Annotated in this window: 21 protein-coding genes; 18 read left to right on the top strand and 3 right to left on the bottom strand. The window is 68.0% G+C overall.

What is annotated here, in order from left to right:
* Positions 1-31 precede the first annotated feature (31 nt).
* The 3 genes from purS (at position 32) to AC3ENO_RS09540 (ending at position 2057) form a co-directional block, all read left to right on the top strand.
* Positions 32-280, top strand: coding sequence for a phosphoribosylformylglycinamidine synthase subunit PurS (gene purS / locus AC3ENO_RS09550; protein WP_434970395.1), 249 nt, complete (start codon positions 32-34; stop codon positions 278-280).
* Positions 277-984, top strand: a complete 708-nt coding sequence (purQ, locus tag AC3ENO_RS09545) for a phosphoribosylformylglycinamidine synthase subunit PurQ (RefSeq protein ID WP_434970394.1) — start codon at positions 277-279, stop codon at positions 982-984. The genes purS and purQ overlap by 4 nt, the downstream gene beginning before the upstream one ends.
* Before the next feature lie 128 nt (positions 985-1112).
* Positions 1113-2057 (top strand): 2-hydroxyacid dehydrogenase, encoded by a 945-nt coding sequence (locus AC3ENO_RS09540; protein WP_434970393.1) that lies wholly within the window; start codon positions 1113-1115, stop codon positions 2055-2057.
* A 9-nt stretch (positions 2058-2066) separates the two neighbouring features.
* Here AC3ENO_RS09540 and AC3ENO_RS09535 read toward each other — a convergent pair whose 3' ends face one another.
* Complete coding sequence (locus AC3ENO_RS09535; protein WP_434970392.1) at positions 2067-2630, bottom strand: nucleotidyltransferase family protein; 564 nt, start codon at positions 2628-2630, stop codon at positions 2067-2069.
* 156 nt (positions 2631-2786) lie between these two features.
* On the opposite strand from AC3ENO_RS09535, the gene AC3ENO_RS09530 reads away from it, so the two are divergent.
* The 4 genes from AC3ENO_RS09530 to AC3ENO_RS09515 all read left to right on the top strand — a co-directional run bounded on the left by AC3ENO_RS09530 (position 2787) and on the right by AC3ENO_RS09515 (position 7957).
* Positions 2787-3554, top strand: a complete 768-nt coding sequence (locus AC3ENO_RS09530) for a nucleoside phosphorylase (protein ID WP_434970391.1) — start codon at positions 2787-2789, stop codon at positions 3552-3554.
* A 181-nt stretch (positions 3555-3735) separates the two neighbouring features.
* Complete coding sequence (locus AC3ENO_RS09525; protein WP_434970390.1) at positions 3736-4569, top strand: FAD binding domain-containing protein; 834 nt, start codon at positions 3736-3738, stop codon at positions 4567-4569.
* A complete protein-coding gene (locus AC3ENO_RS09520) occupies positions 4566-7370 on the top strand; it encodes a molybdopterin-dependent oxidoreductase (protein WP_434970389.1) in 2805 nt (934 codons plus the stop codon). Before AC3ENO_RS09525 ends, AC3ENO_RS09520 begins: the two co-directional genes overlap by 4 nt.
* A gap of 2 nt (positions 7371-7372) precedes the next feature.
* Positions 7373-7957, top strand: coding sequence for a nucleoside deaminase (locus tag AC3ENO_RS09515; protein ID WP_434970388.1), 585 nt, complete (start codon positions 7373-7375; stop codon positions 7955-7957).
* Positions 7958-7985: 28 nt separating this feature from the next.
* Here the strand turns inward: AC3ENO_RS09515 and AC3ENO_RS09510 are convergent, their stop codons facing one another.
* Positions 7986-8699 carry an MBL fold metallo-hydrolase gene (locus AC3ENO_RS09510; RefSeq protein ID WP_434970387.1) on the bottom strand — a complete coding sequence of 238 codons (714 nt, stop codon included), beginning with the start codon at positions 8697-8699 and terminating at the stop codon, positions 7986-7988.
* A 70-nt stretch (positions 8700-8769) separates the two neighbouring features.
* On the opposite strand from AC3ENO_RS09510, the gene AC3ENO_RS09505 reads away from it, so the two are divergent.
* The 6 genes from AC3ENO_RS09505 (at position 8770) to AC3ENO_RS09480 (ending at position 12798) form a co-directional block, all read left to right on the top strand.
* Complete coding sequence (locus tag AC3ENO_RS09505; protein WP_434970386.1) at positions 8770-9294, top strand: TetR/AcrR family transcriptional regulator; 525 nt, start codon at positions 8770-8772, stop codon at positions 9292-9294.
* 40 nt (positions 9295-9334) lie between these two features.
* Positions 9335-9940: a helix-turn-helix domain-containing protein gene (locus AC3ENO_RS09500; protein ID WP_434970385.1), complete on the top strand. Its 606-nt coding sequence runs from the start codon at positions 9335-9337 to the stop codon at positions 9938-9940.
* 114 nt (positions 9941-10054) lie between these two features.
* Positions 10055-10702, top strand: coding sequence for a type IV toxin-antitoxin system AbiEi family antitoxin (locus AC3ENO_RS09495; RefSeq protein WP_434970384.1), 648 nt, complete (start codon positions 10055-10057; stop codon positions 10700-10702).
* Entirely contained in the window at positions 10695-11456 is a 762-nt protein-coding gene (locus tag AC3ENO_RS09490) for a nucleotidyl transferase AbiEii/AbiGii toxin family protein (protein ID WP_434970383.1), read from the top strand. Before AC3ENO_RS09495 ends, AC3ENO_RS09490 begins: the two co-directional genes overlap by 8 nt.
* Positions 11457-11616: 160 nt before the next feature.
* Positions 11617-12180, top strand: coding sequence for a hypothetical protein (locus AC3ENO_RS09485; protein WP_434970382.1), 564 nt, complete (start codon positions 11617-11619; stop codon positions 12178-12180).
* Positions 12181-12426: 246 nt separating this feature from the next.
* Positions 12427-12798, top strand: coding sequence for a hypothetical protein (locus AC3ENO_RS09480; RefSeq protein ID WP_434970381.1), 372 nt, complete (start codon positions 12427-12429; stop codon positions 12796-12798).
* 180 nt (positions 12799-12978) lie between these two features.
* On the opposite strand, the gene AC3ENO_RS09475 is transcribed toward AC3ENO_RS09480, so the two are convergent.
* Complete coding sequence (locus tag AC3ENO_RS09475; RefSeq protein WP_434970380.1) at positions 12979-13416, bottom strand: hypothetical protein; 438 nt, start codon at positions 13414-13416, stop codon at positions 12979-12981.
* A gap of 217 nt (positions 13417-13633) precedes the next feature.
* On the opposite strand from AC3ENO_RS09475, the gene AC3ENO_RS09470 reads away from it, so the two are divergent.
* The 5 genes from AC3ENO_RS09470 (at position 13634) to AC3ENO_RS09450 (ending at position 20347) form a co-directional block, all read left to right on the top strand.
* Positions 13634-14842: a hypothetical protein gene (locus AC3ENO_RS09470; protein ID WP_434970379.1), complete on the top strand. Its 1209-nt coding sequence runs from the start codon at positions 13634-13636 to the stop codon at positions 14840-14842.
* Positions 14843-15247: 405 nt separating this feature from the next.
* Complete coding sequence (locus tag AC3ENO_RS09465) at positions 15248-15796, top strand: hypothetical protein (RefSeq protein WP_434970378.1); 549 nt, start codon at positions 15248-15250, stop codon at positions 15794-15796.
* A gap of 317 nt (positions 15797-16113) precedes the next feature.
* Positions 16114-16965 carry a hypothetical protein gene (locus AC3ENO_RS09460; RefSeq protein WP_434970377.1) on the top strand — a complete coding sequence of 284 codons (852 nt, stop codon included), beginning with the start codon at positions 16114-16116 and terminating at the stop codon, positions 16963-16965.
* Positions 16966-17420: 455 nt separating this feature from the next.
* Complete coding sequence (locus AC3ENO_RS09455; protein WP_434970376.1) at positions 17421-18923, top strand: aldehyde dehydrogenase family protein; 1503 nt, start codon at positions 17421-17423, stop codon at positions 18921-18923.
* A complete protein-coding gene (locus AC3ENO_RS09450) occupies positions 18920-20347 on the top strand; it encodes an NtaA/DmoA family FMN-dependent monooxygenase (RefSeq protein ID WP_434970375.1) in 1428 nt (475 codons plus the stop codon). Before AC3ENO_RS09455 ends, AC3ENO_RS09450 begins: the two co-directional genes overlap by 4 nt.
* The last annotated feature ends 20 nt before the right edge of the window (positions 20348-20367 follow it).

Raw genomic sequence — 20367 nt, 5'->3', positions numbered from 1 at the left:
ATCACCCCTCCCTCGACATCCGGAGCGCCCCATGCCGACCATCGTCGTAGACGTCATGCCCAAGGCCGAGCTGCTCGATCCGCAGGGGAAGGCGGTCGCCGGCGCTCTGACGCGGTTGGGGATCGACGGCTTCGCGGGTGTGCGCATCGGCAAGCGCTTCGAGTTGACCGTCGAGGGGGAGGTCGATGATTCTCTTCTCGAGACGGCGCAGCGGATCGCCGACGAGATCCTCTCGAACTCGGTGATCGAGGATGTCGTGGGGATCGAGGTCATCGAGTGACCGTCCGTATCGGGGTCATCACGTTCCCCGGTTCGCTCGACGACCGCGACGCACAGCGGGCCATCCGGGCAGCCGGCGCCGAGCCTGTCGCGCTGTGGCACGGTGACCACGACCTCGCGGGGGTCGACGCCCTCGTCCTGCCCGGCGGCTTCAGCTACGGCGACTACCTGCGCGCGGGAGCGATCGCGGCGCACGCCCCGATCATGCGCGAAGTCGCGGATGCCGCGGCGAAGGGGCTGCCGATCCTCGGGATCTGCAACGGCTTCCAGATGCTCGTCGAGGCTCACCTCCTGCCTGGCGGCCTCATCCGGAACGCCCACCAGCAGTTCATCCGCCGGGACCAGCGCCTGCGCGTGGAGAACGCCGACACGGCATGGACGAGCGGTTTCGAGGCCGGGCAAGAGATCGTCATCCCGTTGAAGAACGCGGATGGGGGCTACATCTGCTCTGCCGAAACGCTGGAGAGGATCGAAGGCGAGGGTCTCGTCGCGTTCCGCTACCTCGGAGTCAATCCGAACGGCTCGCTCGATGACATCGCCGGACTCACGAATGAGCGGGGCAACGTGGTCGGTTTGATGCCGCATCCAGAGCACGCCGTCGAGCCCGGATTCGGCCCCGACACGCGCGCGGCGATGCGCTCGGGCACCGACGGCCTGACGTTCTTCACCTCCGCGATCTCGGCCGTCGTCGGCGCCGCTGCCTGACCTGCCGTTTCGTCTCGTCGCTGCGCTCCTCGCTCAACGACCGGGATGTGACGGCACGCCTACCCGGTCGTTGAGCGAGCGAAGCGAGACGAAACGCGGTCAGCCGCGGCGCTCGGTAGCGTGGAGAGGTGACCTCCGACGCGCGCACCATCGTCATCTCCGTTCCCGACGACCGCCTCGAAGCAGACCTGACCGGGCTCCCCGGCATTCAGCTCGTGCGCTGGGAGATGGGCGATGCGGCGCCGCGCGCGTCGTTCGACATCGTCGTGCCGCCGTACCTGCGCAGCCCGCGCGTGCTCGCGCGCCTCGAAGGCGTTGACGTCGGACTGGTGCAGAGCCAGTCGATCGGGTACGAGGCAGCCGCGAAGCACCTGCCCCCGGGAATCGTGTTCGCGAACGCGGCATCCGTTCACGAAGGGTCGACGGCAGAGCTCGCGCTCGCCCTCACGCTCGCGTCACAGCGTCAGATCCCCCGCTTCGTCGCGGCCCAGAGCGAGGGTCGGTGGGCAGGTCCGCGCGAGGGGGATGAGGCGATCCCCAGTCTCGCTGACCGCCGGGTGCTGATCATCGGATTCGGAGGTGTCGGAAAGGCCATCGCGGCTCGGCTCCAGGGATTCGAGGCGAAGGTCGAGGCTGTCGCCACGCGTGCGAGGACAGAGAACGGCACGGTCGTCCACGCTCTCGAGGACCTGCCGCACCTGCTGCCCGACACCGACATCGTGATCCTCGCGCTGCCGGGCGGGGACGACACAGCGGGGCTGGTGGACGACGCCTTCCTTGCTGCGCTCCCGGATGACGCGCTCCTGGTCAACGTCGGCCGCGGCAGCCTCGTCGACACGGATGCGCTTCTTCGTCACCTGCACGCGGGCCGCATCCGCGCGGCGCTCGACGTCGTCGATCCCGAACCGGTGCCGGCCGACCATCCGCTCTGGGAGGCGCCCGGGCTGCTTCTGACCCCCCACGTCGGTGGCGCGTCGACCGCGATGCGCCCCCGCATCGCGGCGCTCGTGCGCGCACAGGCCGACCGGATGCGGCGGGGCGAGGAACCGTTGAACGTCGTGCTGCGCACCTGAGGCCCCGCGTCAGCGGCGGGTGTCGGTGTCGGCACCGTCCCAGAGGTCGGCGCACTCGACCGGGAGGGTGCCGTGGGTTTCCAGGTACCGGTTCGCTCCCGAGTCGCCCTGAACGGATGCCGCGACCGCCGCCCAGTGCTCGCGGCCGATCACGACCGGGTGCCCGGGACGGCCGTCGAAGACCGCTCGGGCGAGCATCGCAGGGTCCGATGCCGCCCGCAGCACACGGGTGACCACGGTGCTGGGCATGCCGGGCACGTCGACGGGCGCGATCACCGCGGTGTCGGCATCCGTGGCCGCTGCTGCCGTCAGCCCCGCTCGGACGGATGACGACAGCCCGCCCGCCCAGTCGACGACATCAACCGAACGCGCGCCGTCGATGCCGGCAACGATCCCCCGCGCGCGGTCGGCGTCGGCGCCGATGACCACCAGCACCTCGTCACATCCCCCCGCGCGCAGCGCCGCAACGACCCTCTCGAGCCACAGCCGGCCGGTCGTGTCGGTCGCGAAGACCTTCGGCTGCCCGTACCGTCGCCCCGCCCCGGCGGCCAGCACGATTGCGCACGAGATCATGACCGGGAGCGTAGCGATGGCGAGCCTTCGGCGGGTAACAGTCGCGAAACAGCGCCTTGCTACGCTCGCCCCACAGCACGTCCTATCACCATGACCTGCGCGGCTCAGGGCGGGGACTGCGACGACCCGTATCGTCTCAGAACCCAGGAGGTCCCCATGCCCGCCGTCGTCGACAAGTCCGCAGCCGGACTCAACGCCCGCCAGTACCACATCGCCATCGCGCCGGGCGAGGTCTCGAGCGTCGCACTGTTGCCGGGCGACCCGTTCCGCGTCCCGCTCGTCGCGGAGTTCCTCACGGACGTGAAGGAGGTCGCCCACAATCGCGAGCACCGCACGATGACCGGCTGGTACAAGGGTCGCCACATCACCGCGACCTCGACCGGGATGGGATGCCCGTCCACCGCCATCGCGGTGGAGGAGCTGGCCCGGGTCGGCGTGACGTCCTTCATCCGCGTCGGCAGTTCCGCCGGGTTGCAGCCGGGGATCGCGCCAGGTGACCTGCTGGTGAGCGAAGGCAGCTTCCGCAACGATGGCACGACGGATGCCTATCTCCCGAAGGGGTTCCCCGCGGTCCCGGACCTCGAGCTGACGACCGCGCTCAGCCGCCACGCGAAGCGCATCGCCGAGGGCGTCGGAACACATTCCTTCAGCGGCATCAGCGTCAGCGACGACGCGTTCTATGCGGAGACGCCCGAGTGGATCGGCCAGCTGAACCAGATGGGGATCCTGAACGTCGAGATGGAAGCATCCGCCCTGTTCATCGTCGCCCGCCTCCGTGGGCTGCGCGCGGGCATGGTGTGCGCATGCTCGAGCAACCTCGTCGACGGCGCCTCGCTGTACGACGAGCGCAACGCCGCGCTCAAGGACGGGTGGATGCGCTCGATCGAGGCGGCGCTCGAGACCGCCGTCGAGCTCGAACTCTGACGCGGGTCGCGCCAGGCTCTCAGGGGCGCAGCATCACTGTGCCGACGCGTCCGGGCGCGGGCATTCGCCCGTAGCCTGGCACGAGCCGGGCGAAACACTCACGAAATCCTCGCCTGCTTCACTCAGGTTGTTCACCTGGTTGTTCACTGAGTCAACATCGGATGCCGCGGAGGGAGGGCGCGTGGACATCACGACCGTCACGTCGTATCGGTTTGCCCGCACCCGCGCCGACCTGGCGCTCACGCCTGGTGAGAAGGTCCTGGCGGGCGGAACCTGGCTCATGAGTGAGCCCCAGCCCGACGTGACCGGTTTTGTGGACATCACCCGCATGGGCTGGCCCGATGTCGAGATCCTTCCCGACGGTCTGCGCCTCGCCGCGACCTGCACGATCGCGAGGTTCGTCGCCTGGTCTCGAGGAGAGGTAGCGCCGGCGGCCCCCGACGAGTGGCGCGCGACGGCGGCGATCCCGGATGCTGCACACGCCCTGCTCATGTCGTTCAAGGTCTGGAACACCGCGACCGTCGGAGGCAACGTCTGCCAGTCGTTCACGGCGGCGGCCATGGTGTCGCTGCTGGCCGCCCTGGACGGGGTCGCGGTGATCTGGACGCCGGACGGCGGCGAGCGCCGTCAGCTCGTCGCCGAGTTCGTCACGGGGCAGGCGGCGAACACGCTCCAGCCGGGTGAGGTGCTGCGTGCGCTGGAGGTGTCCGCACCGGCGATGCGGGCCCGCGTCTCGCTGCACAAGATGGCCCTGGCCGAGCTCGGCCGCTCGGGCATCGTCGTGAGCGGCCGGCGTGAAGAGGACGGCTCAACGGTCGTGGCAGTGACGGCATCCACCCTCACCCCGCACGTGTTCCGCTACCCGGGCCTGCCCGCCCTCGCGCAGCTGCAGTCGGATGTCACGAGCCCGTCCGACTTCTTCACCGACGCCCTGGGCGAGGCCGACTGGCGCCGTGCCGTCACCGCTGTGCTCGCCGAGCGGGTGCGTGCCGATCTCGCGGAGGAGGACGCATGAGACTCACCGTCGACGGCACCGAGCTGCACGGCGATCCCGCTCCGGGCCAATGCTTGCGCACATTCCTGCGCGAGCATGGACACACCGAGGTCAAGAAGGGATGCGACGCCGGCGACTGCGGGGCGTGCGCCGTGATCGTGGACGGCGAGCCCGTCCACTCCTGCATCGTTCCGGCCCGGCGGATGGACGGCGCGACCGTCACGACCGCGGGCGGGCTCGCTCCCGGCGATGACCTGCATCCCGTGCAGGAGGAGCTCGTCGCGCACTTCGGCTTCCAGTGCGGGTTCTGCACGCCGGGGATGGCAGTGACAGCATCCACTCTGACCGAGGACGACCTGCCCGAGCTCGATCGCCGCATGAAGGGGAGCCTGTGCCGCTGCACCGGCTACCGCCCGATCCGGGAGGCGATCACGGCGGCTGTGCTCGGCCCTGTGCGCGAGACCGGGCGTGAGACCGGCGGCGCCCGCCGGCCCGAGCCGGTCACCTCGGGCGGCATCGGCGCCTCGGTCACCCCCGAGCCGGCCCGCCGCATCGTGCAGGGCCGCGAGCCGTTCACGCTCGACGAACCGGTCACCGGCTCCCTCGTGCTCCGCGTCGTCGGCTCCCCGCACGCGCACGCCCGCATCCTCTCGATCGACACGGATGCCGCCCTCGCCGTCCCCGGAGTCGTCGCCGTCCTCACACACGAGGACGCCCCCGCGACCCGCTTCTCGACAGCACGCCACGAGCACCGCACCGACGACCCCGACGACACGCGCGTGCTCGACGACACGGTCCGCTTCATCGGGCAGCGGGTCGCCGCGGTCATCGCCGAGACCGCGGCTGCAGCGGATGCGGCAGCCCGGCTCGTGCAGGTCGAGTACGACATCCTGCCCGCCGTCTTCGATCCCGAGCAGGCCCGCACCCCCGGAGCCCCGGTGTTGCATCCGGAGCGCACCCCCGAGGACCGGGTGATGGATGCCGCGCGCAACGTCGTCGCGGCCCTGCACGAGGGCCACGGCGGTGACATCGACGCGGCGCTGGCCGCGAGCGCCGTCACCGTCAGCGGCACGTGGCAGACCTCGCGCGTGACGCACGCGCAGCTCGAGACCCACGGCGCGGTCGGCTGGCTCGACGAGGACGGCAGGCTCGTCATCCGTTCGAGCACCCAGGTGCCCTTCCTCACCCGCGACGAGCTCGCGCACATCTTCGACCTGCCACGCGAGCGGATCCGCGTGTTCGCAGCCCGGGTCGGCGGCGGATTCGGTGGCAAGCAGGAGATCTTCACCGAAGACCTCGTCGCCCTCGCCGTGCTGCGCACCGGGCGCCCCGTGACCTATGAGTTCAGCCGCACCGAGCAGTTCACGCGGGCGTCGCTGCGGCATCCGATGCGGGTCGAGGTGACGCTCGGGGCGGATGCCGACGGCACCCTCACCGCGATGAAGCTCGATGTGCTCAGCGACACGGGCGCGTACGGCAACCATGCGATCGGCGTGATGTTCCACGGGGTCGCTGAGTCGACGACCGTGTACCGGACGCCGGTGCGCCACATCGACGCCGAGGTCGTCTATACGAACAACGTGCCATCGGGAGCGTTCCGCGGGTACGGGCTCGGGCAGGTCATGCTCGGGATCGAGTCGGCGATGGACATGCTCGCGGAGCGGCTCGATATCGACCCGTTCGAGCTGCGCCGCCGCAACGTCGTGCGCGCCGACGATCCGCTGCATCCGGATGAAGACCCGTACGAGCGCGACCTCATCATCGGCAGCTACGGCCTCGACCAGTGCCTCGATCTCGCACAGGACGCGCTCCGCCGCGGCAACGGGGTGGCGGCACCCGAAGGCTGGGCGGTCGGTGAGGGCATGGCGGTCGCGATGATCGCGACGATCGCCCCGTTCGGGCATGTCTCCCGCTCGCGGGTGGCGCTGCGCCCCGACGGCACGTTCGTCGTGCGCGCCGGCACCGCCGAGTTCGGAAACGGCACCACGACCGTGCTGCGGCAGATCGCGGCATCCGTGCTCGAGGCACCGTTCGAGCGGCTGCACCTGTGGACTGCCGACACCGACGCCGTCGCCCACGACACCGGCGCCTTCGCCTCGACGGGTATCACCGTGGCGGGCAAGGCTCTCGCGGCGGCCTGTCAGGCGCTGCGGGCACGGATGCTGGAGCTCGCCGCCGCGCAGACGGGGACCGACCCGGGCGCTGGGCTGTTGACGGATGCGGGAGTCGCGACGCCCGCGGGGGTCGTGTCGTTCGCGGATCTGGTCGCCGCGGCGTCGGACGAGGAGCGCGACGAGAACGGCTTGTTCGCCACCGGGGACGAGGAGGGGCACCTGCGGTCGGTGTCGTTCAACGTGCACGCCGTGCGCGTCGCCGTGGAGCCTGAGACCGGCGTCGTGCGGATCCTGCAGTCGGTGCAGTCGGCGGATGCCGGAACCGTGATGAACCCGGCGCAGCTGCGCGGACAGATCGAGGGCGGCGTCGCGCAGGCCGTCGGGAGCGCGCTGTACGAGGAGGTGCTCGTCGAAGACGGCGCGGTGCTGAACCCCGTGTTCCGCGTGTACCGGGTGCCGCAGTTCGCCGACGTTCCCGAGACCGAGGTGTACCTCGCCGACACGTCCGACACTGTCGGCCCGTTCGGGGCGAAGTCCATGAGCGAGTCGCCATACAACCCCGTCGCACCCGCGATCGGCAATGCGATCGCCCGGGCGCTCGGACAGCGGCCCTTCCACCAGCCCTTCACCCGCCAGCGCGTGTGGCGCCTCGCGCAGAGCGGCGGCGCGCAGCATCCTGACCCGACCCCAGCCCGAACCCCGGAGTGACCATGACGATCGCGACTTCCTTCACCATGACCCTGCCCGCGTGGCTGGCCGACGAGGCGGACGCTCTGCCCGCCGTGCTGCCGACGCTCGAGGAACGGATGGCGCTGGTCAACCGGCTGGCCGACCGCAACTGGCGCGAGGGCAACGGAGGGCCGTTCGCCGCCATCGTTGTGGATGACGCCACGGGCGAGCTCGTCTCGGCGGGCGTCAATGTCGTGCTCTCGACCGGCAAGTCGTCGGGGCACGCCGAGGTGATGGCTCTCGGGCTCGCGCAGCAGCGCCTGGGCCGCTGGGACCTCGGCGCGGAAGGAGCGAACCTTTCGCTCGTGGTCAACTGGCGTCCGTGCGTGCAGTGCTACGGCGCGACGATGTGGAGCGGCGTGCGGTCGCTGGTCGTGGCAGGGTCCGGTCCCGAGCTCGAGGAGCTCACCGGGTTCGATGAGGGGCCGATGGTCGCCGACTGGGCCGAGCAGTTCGAGGCTCGCGGCATCCGGGTGACCCAGGATGTCGGCCGCGAGGAGGCCCTCGAGGTCTACCGCGCCTACGGCGCCAGCGACGCCCTCGTCTACAACGCGCGGGGGGAGTAAGACCCAAGGCGCCTGACGCTCCCGGCTGCTACGCCTGTGCCGCCTCGCGCACGGCCTCGACGGCAGCCGACGGTGAGCCGTGGAACGCGGGGCCGTGTCCCGGCAGCACCCACTCGGCATCCAGGTCGGCGAGGCGATCGAGCGAAGCGAGCGCCTCAGCTGCGTCATCCGTGAACGGGGCCGGGCCAGGACCCGTGCGCCCGGTCAGCACATGGCGGGTCGTGAGGGCGTCGCCCACGAAGACGGCGCGCACGTCGGGCGAGAAGATGGCGATGCTCCCGGGCGAGTGGCCGGGCATCCCGATCACGCGGGGCCGTCCGGGAAGGTCGAGCATGTGGCCGTCGGCGACCTCGCGCACCTCGGTGAGCCAGGTCGGCCGCATCCCTTTCCGGATGCCGTACGCGGCGAACTGCAGCAGGGGACCGATCCGGGTGGGACCCATAGGGGTCTTGGGCTTGTCACCGCCGCGAGCGCGGTCAGCGTCGGCGGCGTGCACGAACACCGGGATGCCCCGCTCCGCGCGCAGGCGCTCGGCGAATCCGACGTGGTCGCTGTCGCCGTGGGTCAGCACGATGCCACGGATGTCGTCAAGGGAGCGCCCGATGGCATCCAGCTCTCGCGTGAGATCGGTGTACATGCCGGGAAGGCCGGCGTCGACGAGAGTGATGCCGTCGGGGGTGACGATCAGATAGGCGGCGACGATGTCGTTGCCTATGCGGTGCAGGGACGGCGCGAGTCTCATGACTGACCTCTCAAAAGATGGCTACGAACGTTAGCCATGATAGCTTATGTTCGTAGCCATGGGAGGTTCGATGCCGACACCGGAGAGAACATCGCTCGACGAGATCGTCAGCGCGGCCGCGCGCCTGCTCGAATACGGCGGGCTGGCGGCCGTCACGATGCAGGCCGTCGCGCAGGAGGTCGGCGTCAAGGCGCCCTCGCTGTACAAGCGCGTGCGAGATCGCGAGACGCTGCTCGGACTCGTCGGTGGCGCCGCGGCGGATGACCTCACCGGGCGCCTGGATGCGGCATCCGGGATCGAAGAGCTGTTGCTCGTGTTCCGCCGTTTCGCACACGAGCGACCCGAGGCCTTCCGGCTGCTGTTCACGACCACGGTGGATGCTGACAAGCTCGCCGCCACGAGCGCGCCGGTGTTGCGCGCGACCACGGCGGCCGTCGGCGCGGATCACGCGCTCGATGCCGCGCGGCTGCTGACCGCGTGGGCGACCGGGTTCGTCACGATGGAGCTCGCCGGGGCCTTCCGCCTCGGCGGTGATCTCGACGACGCGTACGACTACGGCATCGCCCACCTCGTGAACTCCCTCGGCTCCGACTAGCCGCGCGGGGCAGCTTCGGGCAGCGCCGTATCCTGGAGCCGTGTCCACTCCCGCCCGCGCCACCGCCGACGGGCCGAGTGCGGCATCCGACGAAGCACAGATCGGCGTCGGTATCGGGCGGCAGGTGCGGCAGGCGCGCACCGAGAAGAAGCTGTCGATGCGGGCGCTCGCGTCGGCTGCCGAGATCAGCCAGCCGTTTCTGAGTCAGATCGAGTCGGGCCAGACGATGCCGTCGCTGCTGACCCTGTACCGCATCGCGAACGCCCTCGACATCTCGCCGTCGGCGCTCCTGCCCGCCGACCCCGACCCCGAGGTCGTGCACGTGTCGCGGGCAGCGGATGCCACGTGGGTGCCGGTCTCGGAGGCATCCGACACCGCCCACACCCGCGTCATCCACGCCGGTGAAACCTCACTGCAGGAGTACGTCATCCGCCCCGGCGAGCAGGTCGGCGACTGGTTCGAGACGGATGGCGAAGTCATCCACTACGTCATCGAAGGCGCCATCGCCCTCGAGATCGAAGGCCTCGGGATCTGGGAACTCGGCGCCGGCGACGCCGTCGCCCACCCTGGGGCGCTCCGGAACCGGTGGCACCTTCGCGGCGACGGCTCCGCCCGCGTCGCGTTCGTGTACACCGGCGGAGCCTGAGCCCATCCAACGCCCGGCGCGAGGATCCTCCGCCTGCCGCGGGTGGATGCGTCACCAATTTACTCATCGTAAATAGACGCTCGGCGTATACTTCCGATGAGGAGAGGAGGAAGTATGGCCGCGGACGTTGACATCGTGCGCGCTGTCGCGCGGGCACCGCTTCGCACCCTGCGCCTGAAGGAGGTCCCCGAGCTGGCACGGAACACCTGGCGGACAACGGACCGGCTGGTCGAGCAGGGCGCGCTGGTGCGGCTAGCTCATGGCGTCTACACGGCGGTTCCTGATGGCCGCGATGGTCGGACATGGAAGCCACCGTTGGAGGCGGCCGCTCTCGCGCTTGCGACGGCGCGATTCGGCGCGAGAGAAGTCGCCCTCATGGGAGTCAGCGCCGCGCGCCACTGGGCTGCCATCCCACGGGCTATCGGCGTCGCCACGGTTGCGGTGCCTCGACGCGGCTACGCACCCGTCACCCTTGAGGGAGGTGGGCTCGTCAAGTTCGTTCCTCGCAACATGGACGCCCTTGAGCTCGTACTGGAACGCACGGGACTCGGTGAGGGACTCGTCACGACACCCGAGCAGACCCTGTTCGACCTCCTGGGCCGCATGGATCGCGATGGACTCGGTCGAGAAGTCGCGGGCGCCGTTGAGAACCTTACGCCCCAGGTCAAGCCAGATGAGTTTGCCAAGATCGTCGCGCGCGCTCGTATCGTGCCAGCCGGCGCACGGGACATGCGCAAGCGACTGGAGACGGCGAATGGCTAAGCCTGTCCCCGGGGTCCTCGATGACGGTGAACGAGAGCAGATCGAGGCCACGTTCGGAGTTGACTCAGAACAGGTCGCCCGGGACCACGTCATCTCACACGCGCTCGCCGCCATCAGCAGCCTGAGCACCGACGACGTCGTCTTCTTCGGCGGCACCGCGCTCTCGCGCACACACCTCACGGAACTACGTCTTTCGGCGGACATCGACCTCATCGCACTCGGCGACAGGTCAGCAATTGCCGACGAGATCGAGGAGGCTGTCGCCCGTCAACTGCGCCGTAGCTTCGGCACAGTGACGTTCACGCCGCGGCTGAGGGAGGCGAGACACCCGCATCCGTCCGTGATGCAGGTAGGGGATGTGCGCGTGCAGATCCAGTTGCTGTCGTCAGAGGGCTATCCGCAGTGGCCCACCGAGATCGTCGATATCGAGCAGCGCTACAGCGACGCTCCACCCGCGCGCCTACGAGTACTCACCCCCGCAGCGTTCGTCGCGTCGAAGCTGTCTTCGTGGAACGACCGGGAAGCCCCACGAGACCTTTACGATCTCTGGGCACTCGCCGAGGCCGGCTACATCGATGCGACCGCATCCGAGGTATTCGGGCGGTGGGGTCCGTACACGAGAGCTTCCAAGGTGTCCTTCGCGCACCTTCCATCGGCCGCCGAATGGAGTGCATCGCTTGACCACCAATGTCTCCCGGCCGTTACCCCCGAGGAAGCAGCCAGCAGGGTGCGCGACGCATTGCGGAACCTCTGACCGACGGCGCTCACGTGCCACTTGACATCGCGAGTTGCGAGGCCATCGGCGATCGAACCACGAGCAGACAAGGATCCACGACCTCGCGGGCAGCATGTGTCACTCCGGTTCAGTCTTTGATGGCGACGGACCTTCCTCACATGCGCAGATAATGGGACCGATGCTCCTTGATGTGAGGCGGGTGGTCGCGAGCGCCACGATCGTCGGCGCGATCGTAGTATGCGCGGCATGCGCGCCCTCACCAATCGACTCCAGGCTCTGGTTGCAGCTCGATCGGCAGGAGAACGTCGTCTACGAAGTCATCGGTGACCGCGATCTCGCGGGATCTGGCCCGAAGAGCTTCATCGAGTCGCTCGGGGGTGTTGCGGACTACTGGGATGGAGTCTCGAGTCCCGACTTCCTCGATCCTGCCGTCGGCGCGACCGTCTTCTACAACGTGTCCGAAAGCTCCGATAGGTTCGATGACCCGGTCGTGGGGTTTGATCTGTTCGTGACCTCCGGGCACCGTCCGGGCGGCAGCTCAGACACAGGCGGATGGTTTGCGCCGTCCCAGTCGTCCGTTTACACCTGCTACCGGCTTTCGGTGACCTTCGTGGCTAGCAGCGTGTGGGATCACAGCCGCTCCCATGACTATGGCGAGGACAGACTCGTCTGTCCCCAAGAGCTTGTGGATGCGTTGGGTGATGGCGCTCAGTATCGGGAGCCGTGGGAGTTTGACGGATGACACCAGAGCCCCGCGGTTGACCAGCTAGTCAATCAACAGCCGGTCGGCACCTCGGGCTTCGACAACGCACGTCCGAGCAGTCCGGATGAGCAGCGCGCGCGGGCTGCGCCAAGTGAGACACCTCATCGAGATCGTCACCATCGAGCATCGACCGGATGCTTAGCGCCGCCTCTCACCAGCGACTGTCACTCGCCGCGCGAGAATGGCCCCGTGCGACCGCGGCGGTGATTGCGGCACCGAGCGAGTGTGCGTCTCGATTACCTCGAAGCCTGCGGCGGCGATGCGTTCCGCGAGCGCCTCCGGCGACCAGTGCCAGGCGCGGGCAACGGCGTGCTCAAACGGCTGGGACTCGTTCGACTGCTCGACAACGCCGTGGACATCGCCTCCGGAACGGAGGAGAAGTACCCCTTCCAGATGGACGAACCGCTGCCGGTGCTAGCAACACAGTTGACTTCCGAGGGGATCGAACTCATGGGCGCGTATCTCCGCGGGGAGGAGTACTCGAGTTCTCAGCGGGACTTTCTGGAGCTCGCCGCATCCCGCGCCAACGAACTCGAAGTCTGGATGGACGATGTCATGCGGGATCAGGCCGAGGATCACATGTTTGGAACGCACTGACTGGCAGCGCGTCCAACGACCCGGCGCAGCGCCTTGGCTTCGGACACGCACCGCCGCCCGCTGGAAGGTCCTCAATCGGGCATCGCACGCAAGCGGGACGTTGGCGTGCGCGCTGATCGCTTGCGTCCGAAGGACGTTGACGGGTGAATTGGCTTGCACAACGCGGAAGCAATCGCGTTCTCAGTCGAGGTAGTAGATGGCGCTGAATCGCCGTTGCCTAAACCGCCTACCAGATGGGCCCTCCTGCCAGGTGACTCGGATAACGGTGGGATACCCGCTAGACAGGCTCCGGCTGTGATTGAAAGGCAACCACCCAGATGGTTCGACGACGGCAGGCAGTATCAAATCGCCTCGGAGCGCGTCCTGCAGGCCGTCACCGGTGGTGTTCTCGAAGCCGAGAACGCGCGCGCGGACGCCGGAGGTGCCGTTGATCAACCGCCAGTTCTCGGAGCGACGCCCATCCGGCTTCGGCTCATTGCTCAGTTGCCACTCGACATGACGTGCCTCGGACCGTATCGCACGGTAGAGCGCGTACCCCGCTATCAGGGCGGCGATCACTCCGCCGATGCCGCCAAGCCATGCAGGGCCGGTGTCGGCCCAAGTAGTGATCAGGTCCACACACGCACCCTACTGATCCGATCCGCGGGTTTTAGCAGCGAGGAGCCGACCAACACTCCGGATCGCGAGCGCGACCACGGTCGTCGACGACAAAGGACACCGAGATCTAGAGCAAACCGCCCACGGGTAGCGAACGTTTGACTGAGCCAGCTCGGCTGCGGGCGAACCTTCGGAGCGGCAGGCCACCGGCGTGCATGCCTCGCCCTACGGTGGTGATGTGGCCAACCCCGACTTCACTCGCCGCCTCGATGAATATCTGGGCGACTGTCTCCAGAGGGCGCGAGCCGCCGTTGCGCAGCTTGACCCCGACTACTTGCTCTCGGAGAACGAAGACTTGCTCCTCGGCGGTCTTCTTCGGGACAATCTCCCGCGACCCGTCTCCTTGGCTTGGGACGCAATTTCGCAGACGGGGATCGAGGAAACCCAAGTCCAAGTGAGGGATCAGTTCTATCCAGATCGTGAGTATACGCGACCGGCGAGCCGCATCCGGATCCGCGTACCAATCGATGGTGATCCGATGCTCCTCACGCTGAGGGCCACCACCTACATCCCGAGTCCGCTGGATGCCGACGTGGCGGGCTCTCTACTCCAGATCGAGGTTGTCGAACGTCAGCTATCCGCACACCTAGTGCAGGCACGAATCGCACGGGTCCGCGAGCGAGTCGAGAAGCAGGTGGAGTGGGCGAACGGCGATCTCGCCACATTCGCACGTCAGGCGAGCGCGACCCTTCAGCGCGACTACAGCGAACGAAAGCAGCGTATCTTGAACGATCGCGCGCTTAGCGAAGCCCTCGCGATTCCACTCTCGGCCACGGGACGCCAGGTCGCTCCCGTGCCCGCTCGCCGCAAGCATGTGTCGCTTGAACAGCGACGAACTCAGTCGCGATTCGTTCCCGAACCCGAACTCGATGAAGCAACTTACCGAGACATACTCGACCAGGTCCAGTCGTGGGCGAGAAGCCTCGAGCGCACACCAGGCACACTCTCCGCCCTCGGAGAAGAACAGCTGCGAGACCTCTTACTCGCCCACCTGAACGCCTATTGGCAAGGAGCGGCGGGCGGGGAGCTGTTCAACGGGGCTGGAAAGACAGACGTCCTCATCCGTGAGAAGGATCGCAACGTCTTTGTGGCAGAGTGCAAGATCTGGTCAGGGACCAAGGCAGCCGGCGATGCGGTCGATCAGTTGCTGCGATACCTGGTCTGGCGGGACAGCAAGGGTGCGCTCATCGTTTTCGTGCGCACGCGTGATCCCGCAGCGACCATCGATCGGCTCCACGCCGCGGTGACAGCGCACCCTGCTCATGCGATGACCAAGGCATCGCATGAGGCATCACGGCAAGTCGATTACCTGCTGACCGCCGATGATGAAGGGCGCCGGATCAACCTGGCAGTCATTCCCGTCATCCAAAGGGTCATGGACCACTGAGGTCGCGCCTGAGGTCGAGGCTGAATCCTCTATGGTGCGATGCACGAACGGGGCCGAACCGGAGGCGGGACCCAGCAGCGCACTGGCTGGAGTAGCAGTCTTCCAGATCGGCATTGTGGGGTCGTGTCCCGGTAGGCAGTCCCGAACGTGCGCGGCCCTATCGGGGTCACTCCGTTTGCCACTGCTCGCGGTGCCGACAGGCTGACAGGCTGACAGGCTGACAGGCTGACAGGCTGACAGGCTGACAGGCTGACAGGCTGACAGCGAATCAGTAGCAACTGCTCCAGACTCGTGTCGTCGGCGCCGATACAACTTCCAAACGGTCCTGACTGGCATCGACTTCGATCTCGTCGGAGGGTGCGGTGCTACGGACTCAGTAGTACCAATGCGGGTTAGGCTCGCGCCATGGATGCGCTCGTACCCGTTGTCGTCGGCGGGCTCCTCGCGTTGGGCGGCGGGCTCCTCGGTGCATGGATCCAGGGGCGGCGCGAGCACCGCAGATGGATTCGTGAGCAGCGCTTCGACGCGTACCAGCGCGCGCTCCGCCTCATCGAGCACATTCGAGGGCTCGGCTTCGATCCGGTGGACGACGTAATCGAGGAGTTCATCGCACGGGACATGGCGGATTCGCACGACGCTGAACGGGACGAGATGCGAGAGCGCATGCGTCACCGGCTTGGCGAGGATAACCGTCGCGACGAGAAATTCCGCGCCATGCGCGCGTTGGAAGTGGAGCGCGTCGAGGTGACGACGCTCTTGGCGCTCGTCGGGCCGAGCGATGTCGCCGTACACCTGTCCGCGGCGATCTCCGAGATGGCTGACGACGACCGCTACGACGCCGCCCTCGAACGCCTCGTGGGCGCGATGTGGAAGCCGCTGGGGATCATGAAGCCCTATCGCCTCACGCTCTCGACCACAGCCCGTCAATCTCGACAGCCAACCCTCGACGTCTGAGCGCGGCGAGCACGACGTGGCTGTGGCCTGCTACGGCCTGAGGCCAGTGCTCTCGATTGCGGGCGAGCGTCGAGCGCTGTCCGTCAGCCTCGGCCCTCGCGCGCAAGCCGGTCGTTCAGCGCGCGTCGCTTTGAGTTAGCCTCGCCCTATGACCACCAAGCCGACGATCGGTGACGACGTACTGCTACCGATCGCGGAGGCGAATCGCTAGTCGTACCGACAGCTATCGGTCGCCACGCAATCACTATTTCTCACCGCGGGCGCGATCTTCCTCGGCTTTGGTGATCGGCTGCCCTTCCTCATCGTTCGCGATTGCGATGATCACTGCTTGGTACATCTTCTTTGCGGTGGTGTTCGCACGAGCCGCGACCGTTGACTTGTGCATCATCGTGGGATGGCGGGCGCGAGTCGAGACCGGTGTGTGCGCCCGGTGGATGCTCGGCTATAGCCGCGCTTCGCCCCGACGCTACATTCGCATGGTGGATGTACCGAATAGCGCCCCGCAGCCCGCCGAGACGACACCCTCCCGCGAACCGCTTGAATCCCTGGCCGCCCGTTATCGGTCGGCCATGAGCGATCTGCAAGATGCGCACGTCGCGCTGCGTTCTACTGATGGATGGAAGAGCGAGGAGCAGCAGGTAATCGCGCTCTGTTTCGACTTCATCGAACTTGTTCGCACCACGGCCCACGCCTTCACCCGCTATCCGGATGCCGAGAGCTGGCTTCTTCAGTCTGCGATGGACGAGTTCGTCGAGTCCGCCATCGCGATCTGGCAGCTCACTGACAGCGGGATCTACAACCCGGCGTACCGAGAGCTTCGCTATCTCCTTGAGTCGGCGATCAAGTTCTCATACGTCGACCAAAAGTTACCAGGTCCTACCCCTCTACCCGATCGTCAACGATGGCTCCACGCAAACGTTCCGCGAGGAAGCATCAGCGTTGTTACCGATCTGAGCTGGTACGATCTGACGCGCCGCACCACCGACTTGACCGGCCTCCGATGTCACCCCCTACAGTCAGAGTCAGCAACACCAAACGAAGCCCCCGGCCCTGGTGCACCGGGGGCTTCCGCGTTGCCCGAGGACCGGCCACAGGCGGAGGACCTCACAGCTCCAACCAGCCCAACCCGGCCGGTGGACGCTGGTCGAGACCGGCGCCGCGACACGTAGGCGATGCCCCCCGAAGCGCCCCCAAAACGCGTCCGCCACGACCGGGCTGGGGGCGCGATATGGACGACCGGGGGCGCGAAGGAGCGCGATCACCCAAACCCCCACGCCAGAGTCGCGCTGACGCGCGAGCAGAACGCGCCCACCGTTTCTGATCACCGCGGTGATTGTCGGAAGCAGTAGCAGGTCGTGCCCGACGCGCGCACGGAGCTCGGCAATGTAGGGGGAGATGGTCACGCACTCGGACCAACCGAGCGTGTCCGAAAGCCGGTCCCCTCGCGGGCCGAAGACGAGCGAAAGTAGGACGCGGCACACTCCACGCACGTGCAATGCCCGCACGACCAGCCCGTTCAGTTTGCGAGGACAGGGTGCGCCAACAGGAGTACAGCGCGACCACCGAAACACCCGCGAAACGTGATAGCCATGAGCAATCAATGATTGCCTCCTAGCATCGCGGTGTGACGACAACTGACGAGTTCACCCTGCGCCCGCGCGTGCAGGAGTTTCTGGCGTCGGGCCGCACGGAGCTGCTGATCGACGGCGACTGGCTCCCGGCATCCGATGGCTCGACCTTCACCACGATCGACCCGGCCACCGGATCCGCCCTCGCCGAGGTTGCCCGCGGCACAGCACCGGATGTCGACAGAGCGGTCCGCGCCGCGAAGGGCGCGCTGCGCTCCTCGGCCTGGCGGGCGATGCGACCCGCCGACCGCGGCGCGCTGCTGTGGCGCATCGCCGACCTCTTGACCGAACACCTCGACGACCTCGCGCAGCTCGAGACGCTCGACCAGGGCAAGTCGCTGCGCACCTCGCGGTTCGGGGAGGTTCCGGCGGCGATCAACCAGTTCCGCTACTACGCGGGCTGGCCGACGAAGATCCTCGGCGACACGATCCCGACGTCGCTGTCGCGCACTCCTCCCGGCAAAGAGGTCTTCGCCTACACGCGCCGCGAACCGGTCGGCGTCGTCGGGGCGATCGTGCCGTGGAACTCGCCGCTCATCATGACGGCCATGAAGCTCGCCCCCGCCCTCGCCGCGGGCTGCACGATCGTGCTCAAGCCCGCCGAGAACACTCCCCTCACCGCGATCTACCTCGGCCAGCTCATGCTCGAGGCGGGCCTGCCCGCCGGGGTGCTCAACATCGTCACCGGGTACGGTCACGAGGCCGGACAGGCTTTGGCGGAGCATCCGGATGTCGACAAGATCGCCTTCACCGGCTCGACCGCCGTCGGCAAGCGCCTCGTGCAGTCGGCTGGCACGCGCCTTGCCCGACTCACCCTGGAACTCGGCGGCAAGTCGCCGTCGATCATCATGCCCGACGCCGACCTGCCCGCCGCAATCGAAGGCGTCTCGCGCGGCATCTTCGACAACGGCGGCCAGGTGTGCGTCGCCAGCGCCCGCATCTACGCGCACCGGGATGTCTACGACGACGTCCTCGCCGGGATGGCCGACTTCGGCAGCGGCCTGAACCTCGGGCACGGCCTCGCCGAGGATACCGACCTCGGGCCGCTCGTCAGCAAGGCCCAGGCCGATCGGGTCGCAGGCTACGTCGACGAGGGCCGCGCCGAGGGTGCGCGGGTCGTGAGCGGCGGCATCCGTGACGGCGACACCTTCTATACGCCGACCGTGCTCACCGACGTGACCCCGCAGATGCGCCTCATGCGCGAAGAGATCTTCGGTCCCGTCGCCGTCGTCACCCCGTTCGACGACCTCGACGAGGTGGTCGGGTGGGCCAACGACTCCCCCTACGGCCTGGCCGCGAGCGTCTGGACCGAGGGCCTCAGTAACGGCCACCGCATCGCCGCGCAGCTCGAAGCCGGCACGGTGTGGGTCAACTGCCACTCCTTCCTCGGCCCCGAACTCCCCAAGGGCGGGCACAAGGAGTCGGGCTGGGGCTACGAGAACGGGCCGCAGGGCCTCGAGAACTATCTGGAGACGAAGACGGTGGTGATGGTGCTGTGAACGCAGATTCCCCGAGGCGCATCCTGTTGGGTGCGTTCGAGATGATGACACCCAACAACGGGATGCCGACCTGGACCGACCCGCGCGGCCGCGGCGACGACTGGGACGACCTGGGCTACTGGCTCGGCCTGGCACGAACCCTCGACGAGGCGGGCTTCGATTTCCTCTTCTTCGCCGACACCTACGGCTACGCCACCCTCGGGGGACGGATGCCTGACGAGGTCGCCGCTCACGGCATCCAGTTCCCGGCGCTCGACCCGATGCTCACGATCCCGGCGCTCGCCCACGCGACCCGCGACCTGGCTTTCGTCGTGACCTCGCCGACCACCGTCGAAAAGCCCTACGGCACCGCGCGCCGCTTCGCGACCCTCGACCGGCTCACCGGCGGACGCATCGGCTGGAACGTCGTGACCGGCTCGTCGCAGGCCACCACCGACGAGCTGTTCGGCGTGACGCAGAAGCTCTCGCACGATGAGCGCTACGACGCTGCCGACGAGTTCCTCGACACGTGCCTACGGTTCTGGGAGCACTCCTGGGACGAGGATGCCGAGGTCCGCGACCGCGCGCGCGGAGTGTATGCCGATCCGAGCATGCTGCACCGTGTGGAGGTCGAGGGGCGCTATCAGCGGGCCGCCGGGATCTTCGCCGTGCCTCCGACGCCGCAGCGCACGCCGGTGCTGTTCCAGGCCGGCACGAGCGACCGCGGCCGGGCGTACGCCGCCCGCAACGCCGAAGCCGTCTTCATCCAGGGGCAGTCGATCGCGACGGCGGCGGCGCATGTCGCCGACATCCGGGAGCAGGCCGTGCGGCAGGGGCGTCGGCCCGAAGACGTCAAGGTCATCAGCGGCATGACGGTGACCGTCGCGCCGACCGAGGCCGAGGCGCGGGCGCTGCGCGAAGAGTACGAGAACGTGCTGGGGCTGGATGACGCGGCAGTGATGTTCGCCGGGATCACGGGGCTCGACCTCACGGGCCTCGACCCCGACACCCGTGTCGCCGACCTGCACACCGACCTCGGGCAGACCCTCATCAACCGGTACGCGCGAACCGATCCCGACATCCGGGTGCGCGCGGTGCTCGACCAGTTCCGGACGAAGGCGATCCGGGGCTTCCAGATCACCGGCTCGCCCGAGCAGGTCGCCGACGAGATCATCGCGACTGTGGACGGATCGGGGCTGGACGGCCTCATGCTCGAGCCGACCTTCGGCGGACCCGCGTCGTACGAGGCGTTCATCGAGCTCGTGCTGCCGATTCTCATCGAGCGCGGTCGCGCGGGGCGTCCCTCGGGCGCGACCCTGCGCGAGCGCGTTAGCGGATCACCGCGCCTTGCCCCCACCCACCGCGCGCACGGCCTCACCGCGAGCGCCGCGGATGCGTCGGCCGAGGCATCCGTCGGGGCCCGACTCTCGAGCGCCACGACATGACCCCCGTTCGTTTGCCCCAA

It is taken from the genome of Microbacterium sp. bgisy207 (assembly GCF_057706855.1).
The sequence above is the reverse complement of the archived record's forward strand: the minus strand, read 5'-3'. Positions and strand labels throughout refer to the sequence as shown.

Excerpts from the sequence above, each read along its gene's own strand:
- purS (WP_434970395.1), top strand. The coding sequence starts at position 32 with ATGCCGACCATCGTCGTAGACGTCATGCCCAAGGCCGAGCTGCTCGAT.
- AC3ENO_RS09535 (WP_434970392.1), bottom strand. The coding sequence starts at position 2,630 with ATGATCTCGTGCGCAATCGTGCTGGCCGCCGGGGCGGGGCGACGGTAC.
- AC3ENO_RS09530 (WP_434970391.1), top strand. The coding sequence starts at position 2,787 with ATGCCCGCCGTCGTCGACAAGTCCGCAGCCGGACTCAACGCCCGCCAG.
- AC3ENO_RS09520 (WP_434970389.1), top strand. The coding sequence starts at position 4,566 with ATGAGACTCACCGTCGACGGCACCGAGCTGCACGGCGATCCCGCTCCG.
- AC3ENO_RS09515 (WP_434970388.1), top strand. The coding sequence starts at position 7,373 with ATGACGATCGCGACTTCCTTCACCATGACCCTGCCCGCGTGGCTGGCC.
- AC3ENO_RS09510 (WP_434970387.1), bottom strand. The coding sequence starts at position 8,699 with ATGAGACTCGCGCCGTCCCTGCACCGCATAGGCAACGACATCGTCGCC.
- AC3ENO_RS09505 (WP_434970386.1), top strand. The coding sequence starts at position 8,770 with ATGCCGACACCGGAGAGAACATCGCTCGACGAGATCGTCAGCGCGGCC.
- AC3ENO_RS09495 (WP_434970384.1), top strand. The coding sequence starts at position 10,055 with ATGGCCGCGGACGTTGACATCGTGCGCGCTGTCGCGCGGGCACCGCTT.
- AC3ENO_RS09490 (WP_434970383.1), top strand. The coding sequence starts at position 10,695 with ATGGCTAAGCCTGTCCCCGGGGTCCTCGATGACGGTGAACGAGAGCAG.
- AC3ENO_RS09485 (WP_434970382.1), top strand. The coding sequence starts at position 11,617 with ATGCTCCTTGATGTGAGGCGGGTGGTCGCGAGCGCCACGATCGTCGGC.
- AC3ENO_RS09465 (WP_434970378.1), top strand. The coding sequence starts at position 15,248 with ATGGATGCGCTCGTACCCGTTGTCGTCGGCGGGCTCCTCGCGTTGGGC.
- AC3ENO_RS09460 (WP_434970377.1), top strand. The coding sequence starts at position 16,114 with ATGATCACTGCTTGGTACATCTTCTTTGCGGTGGTGTTCGCACGAGCC.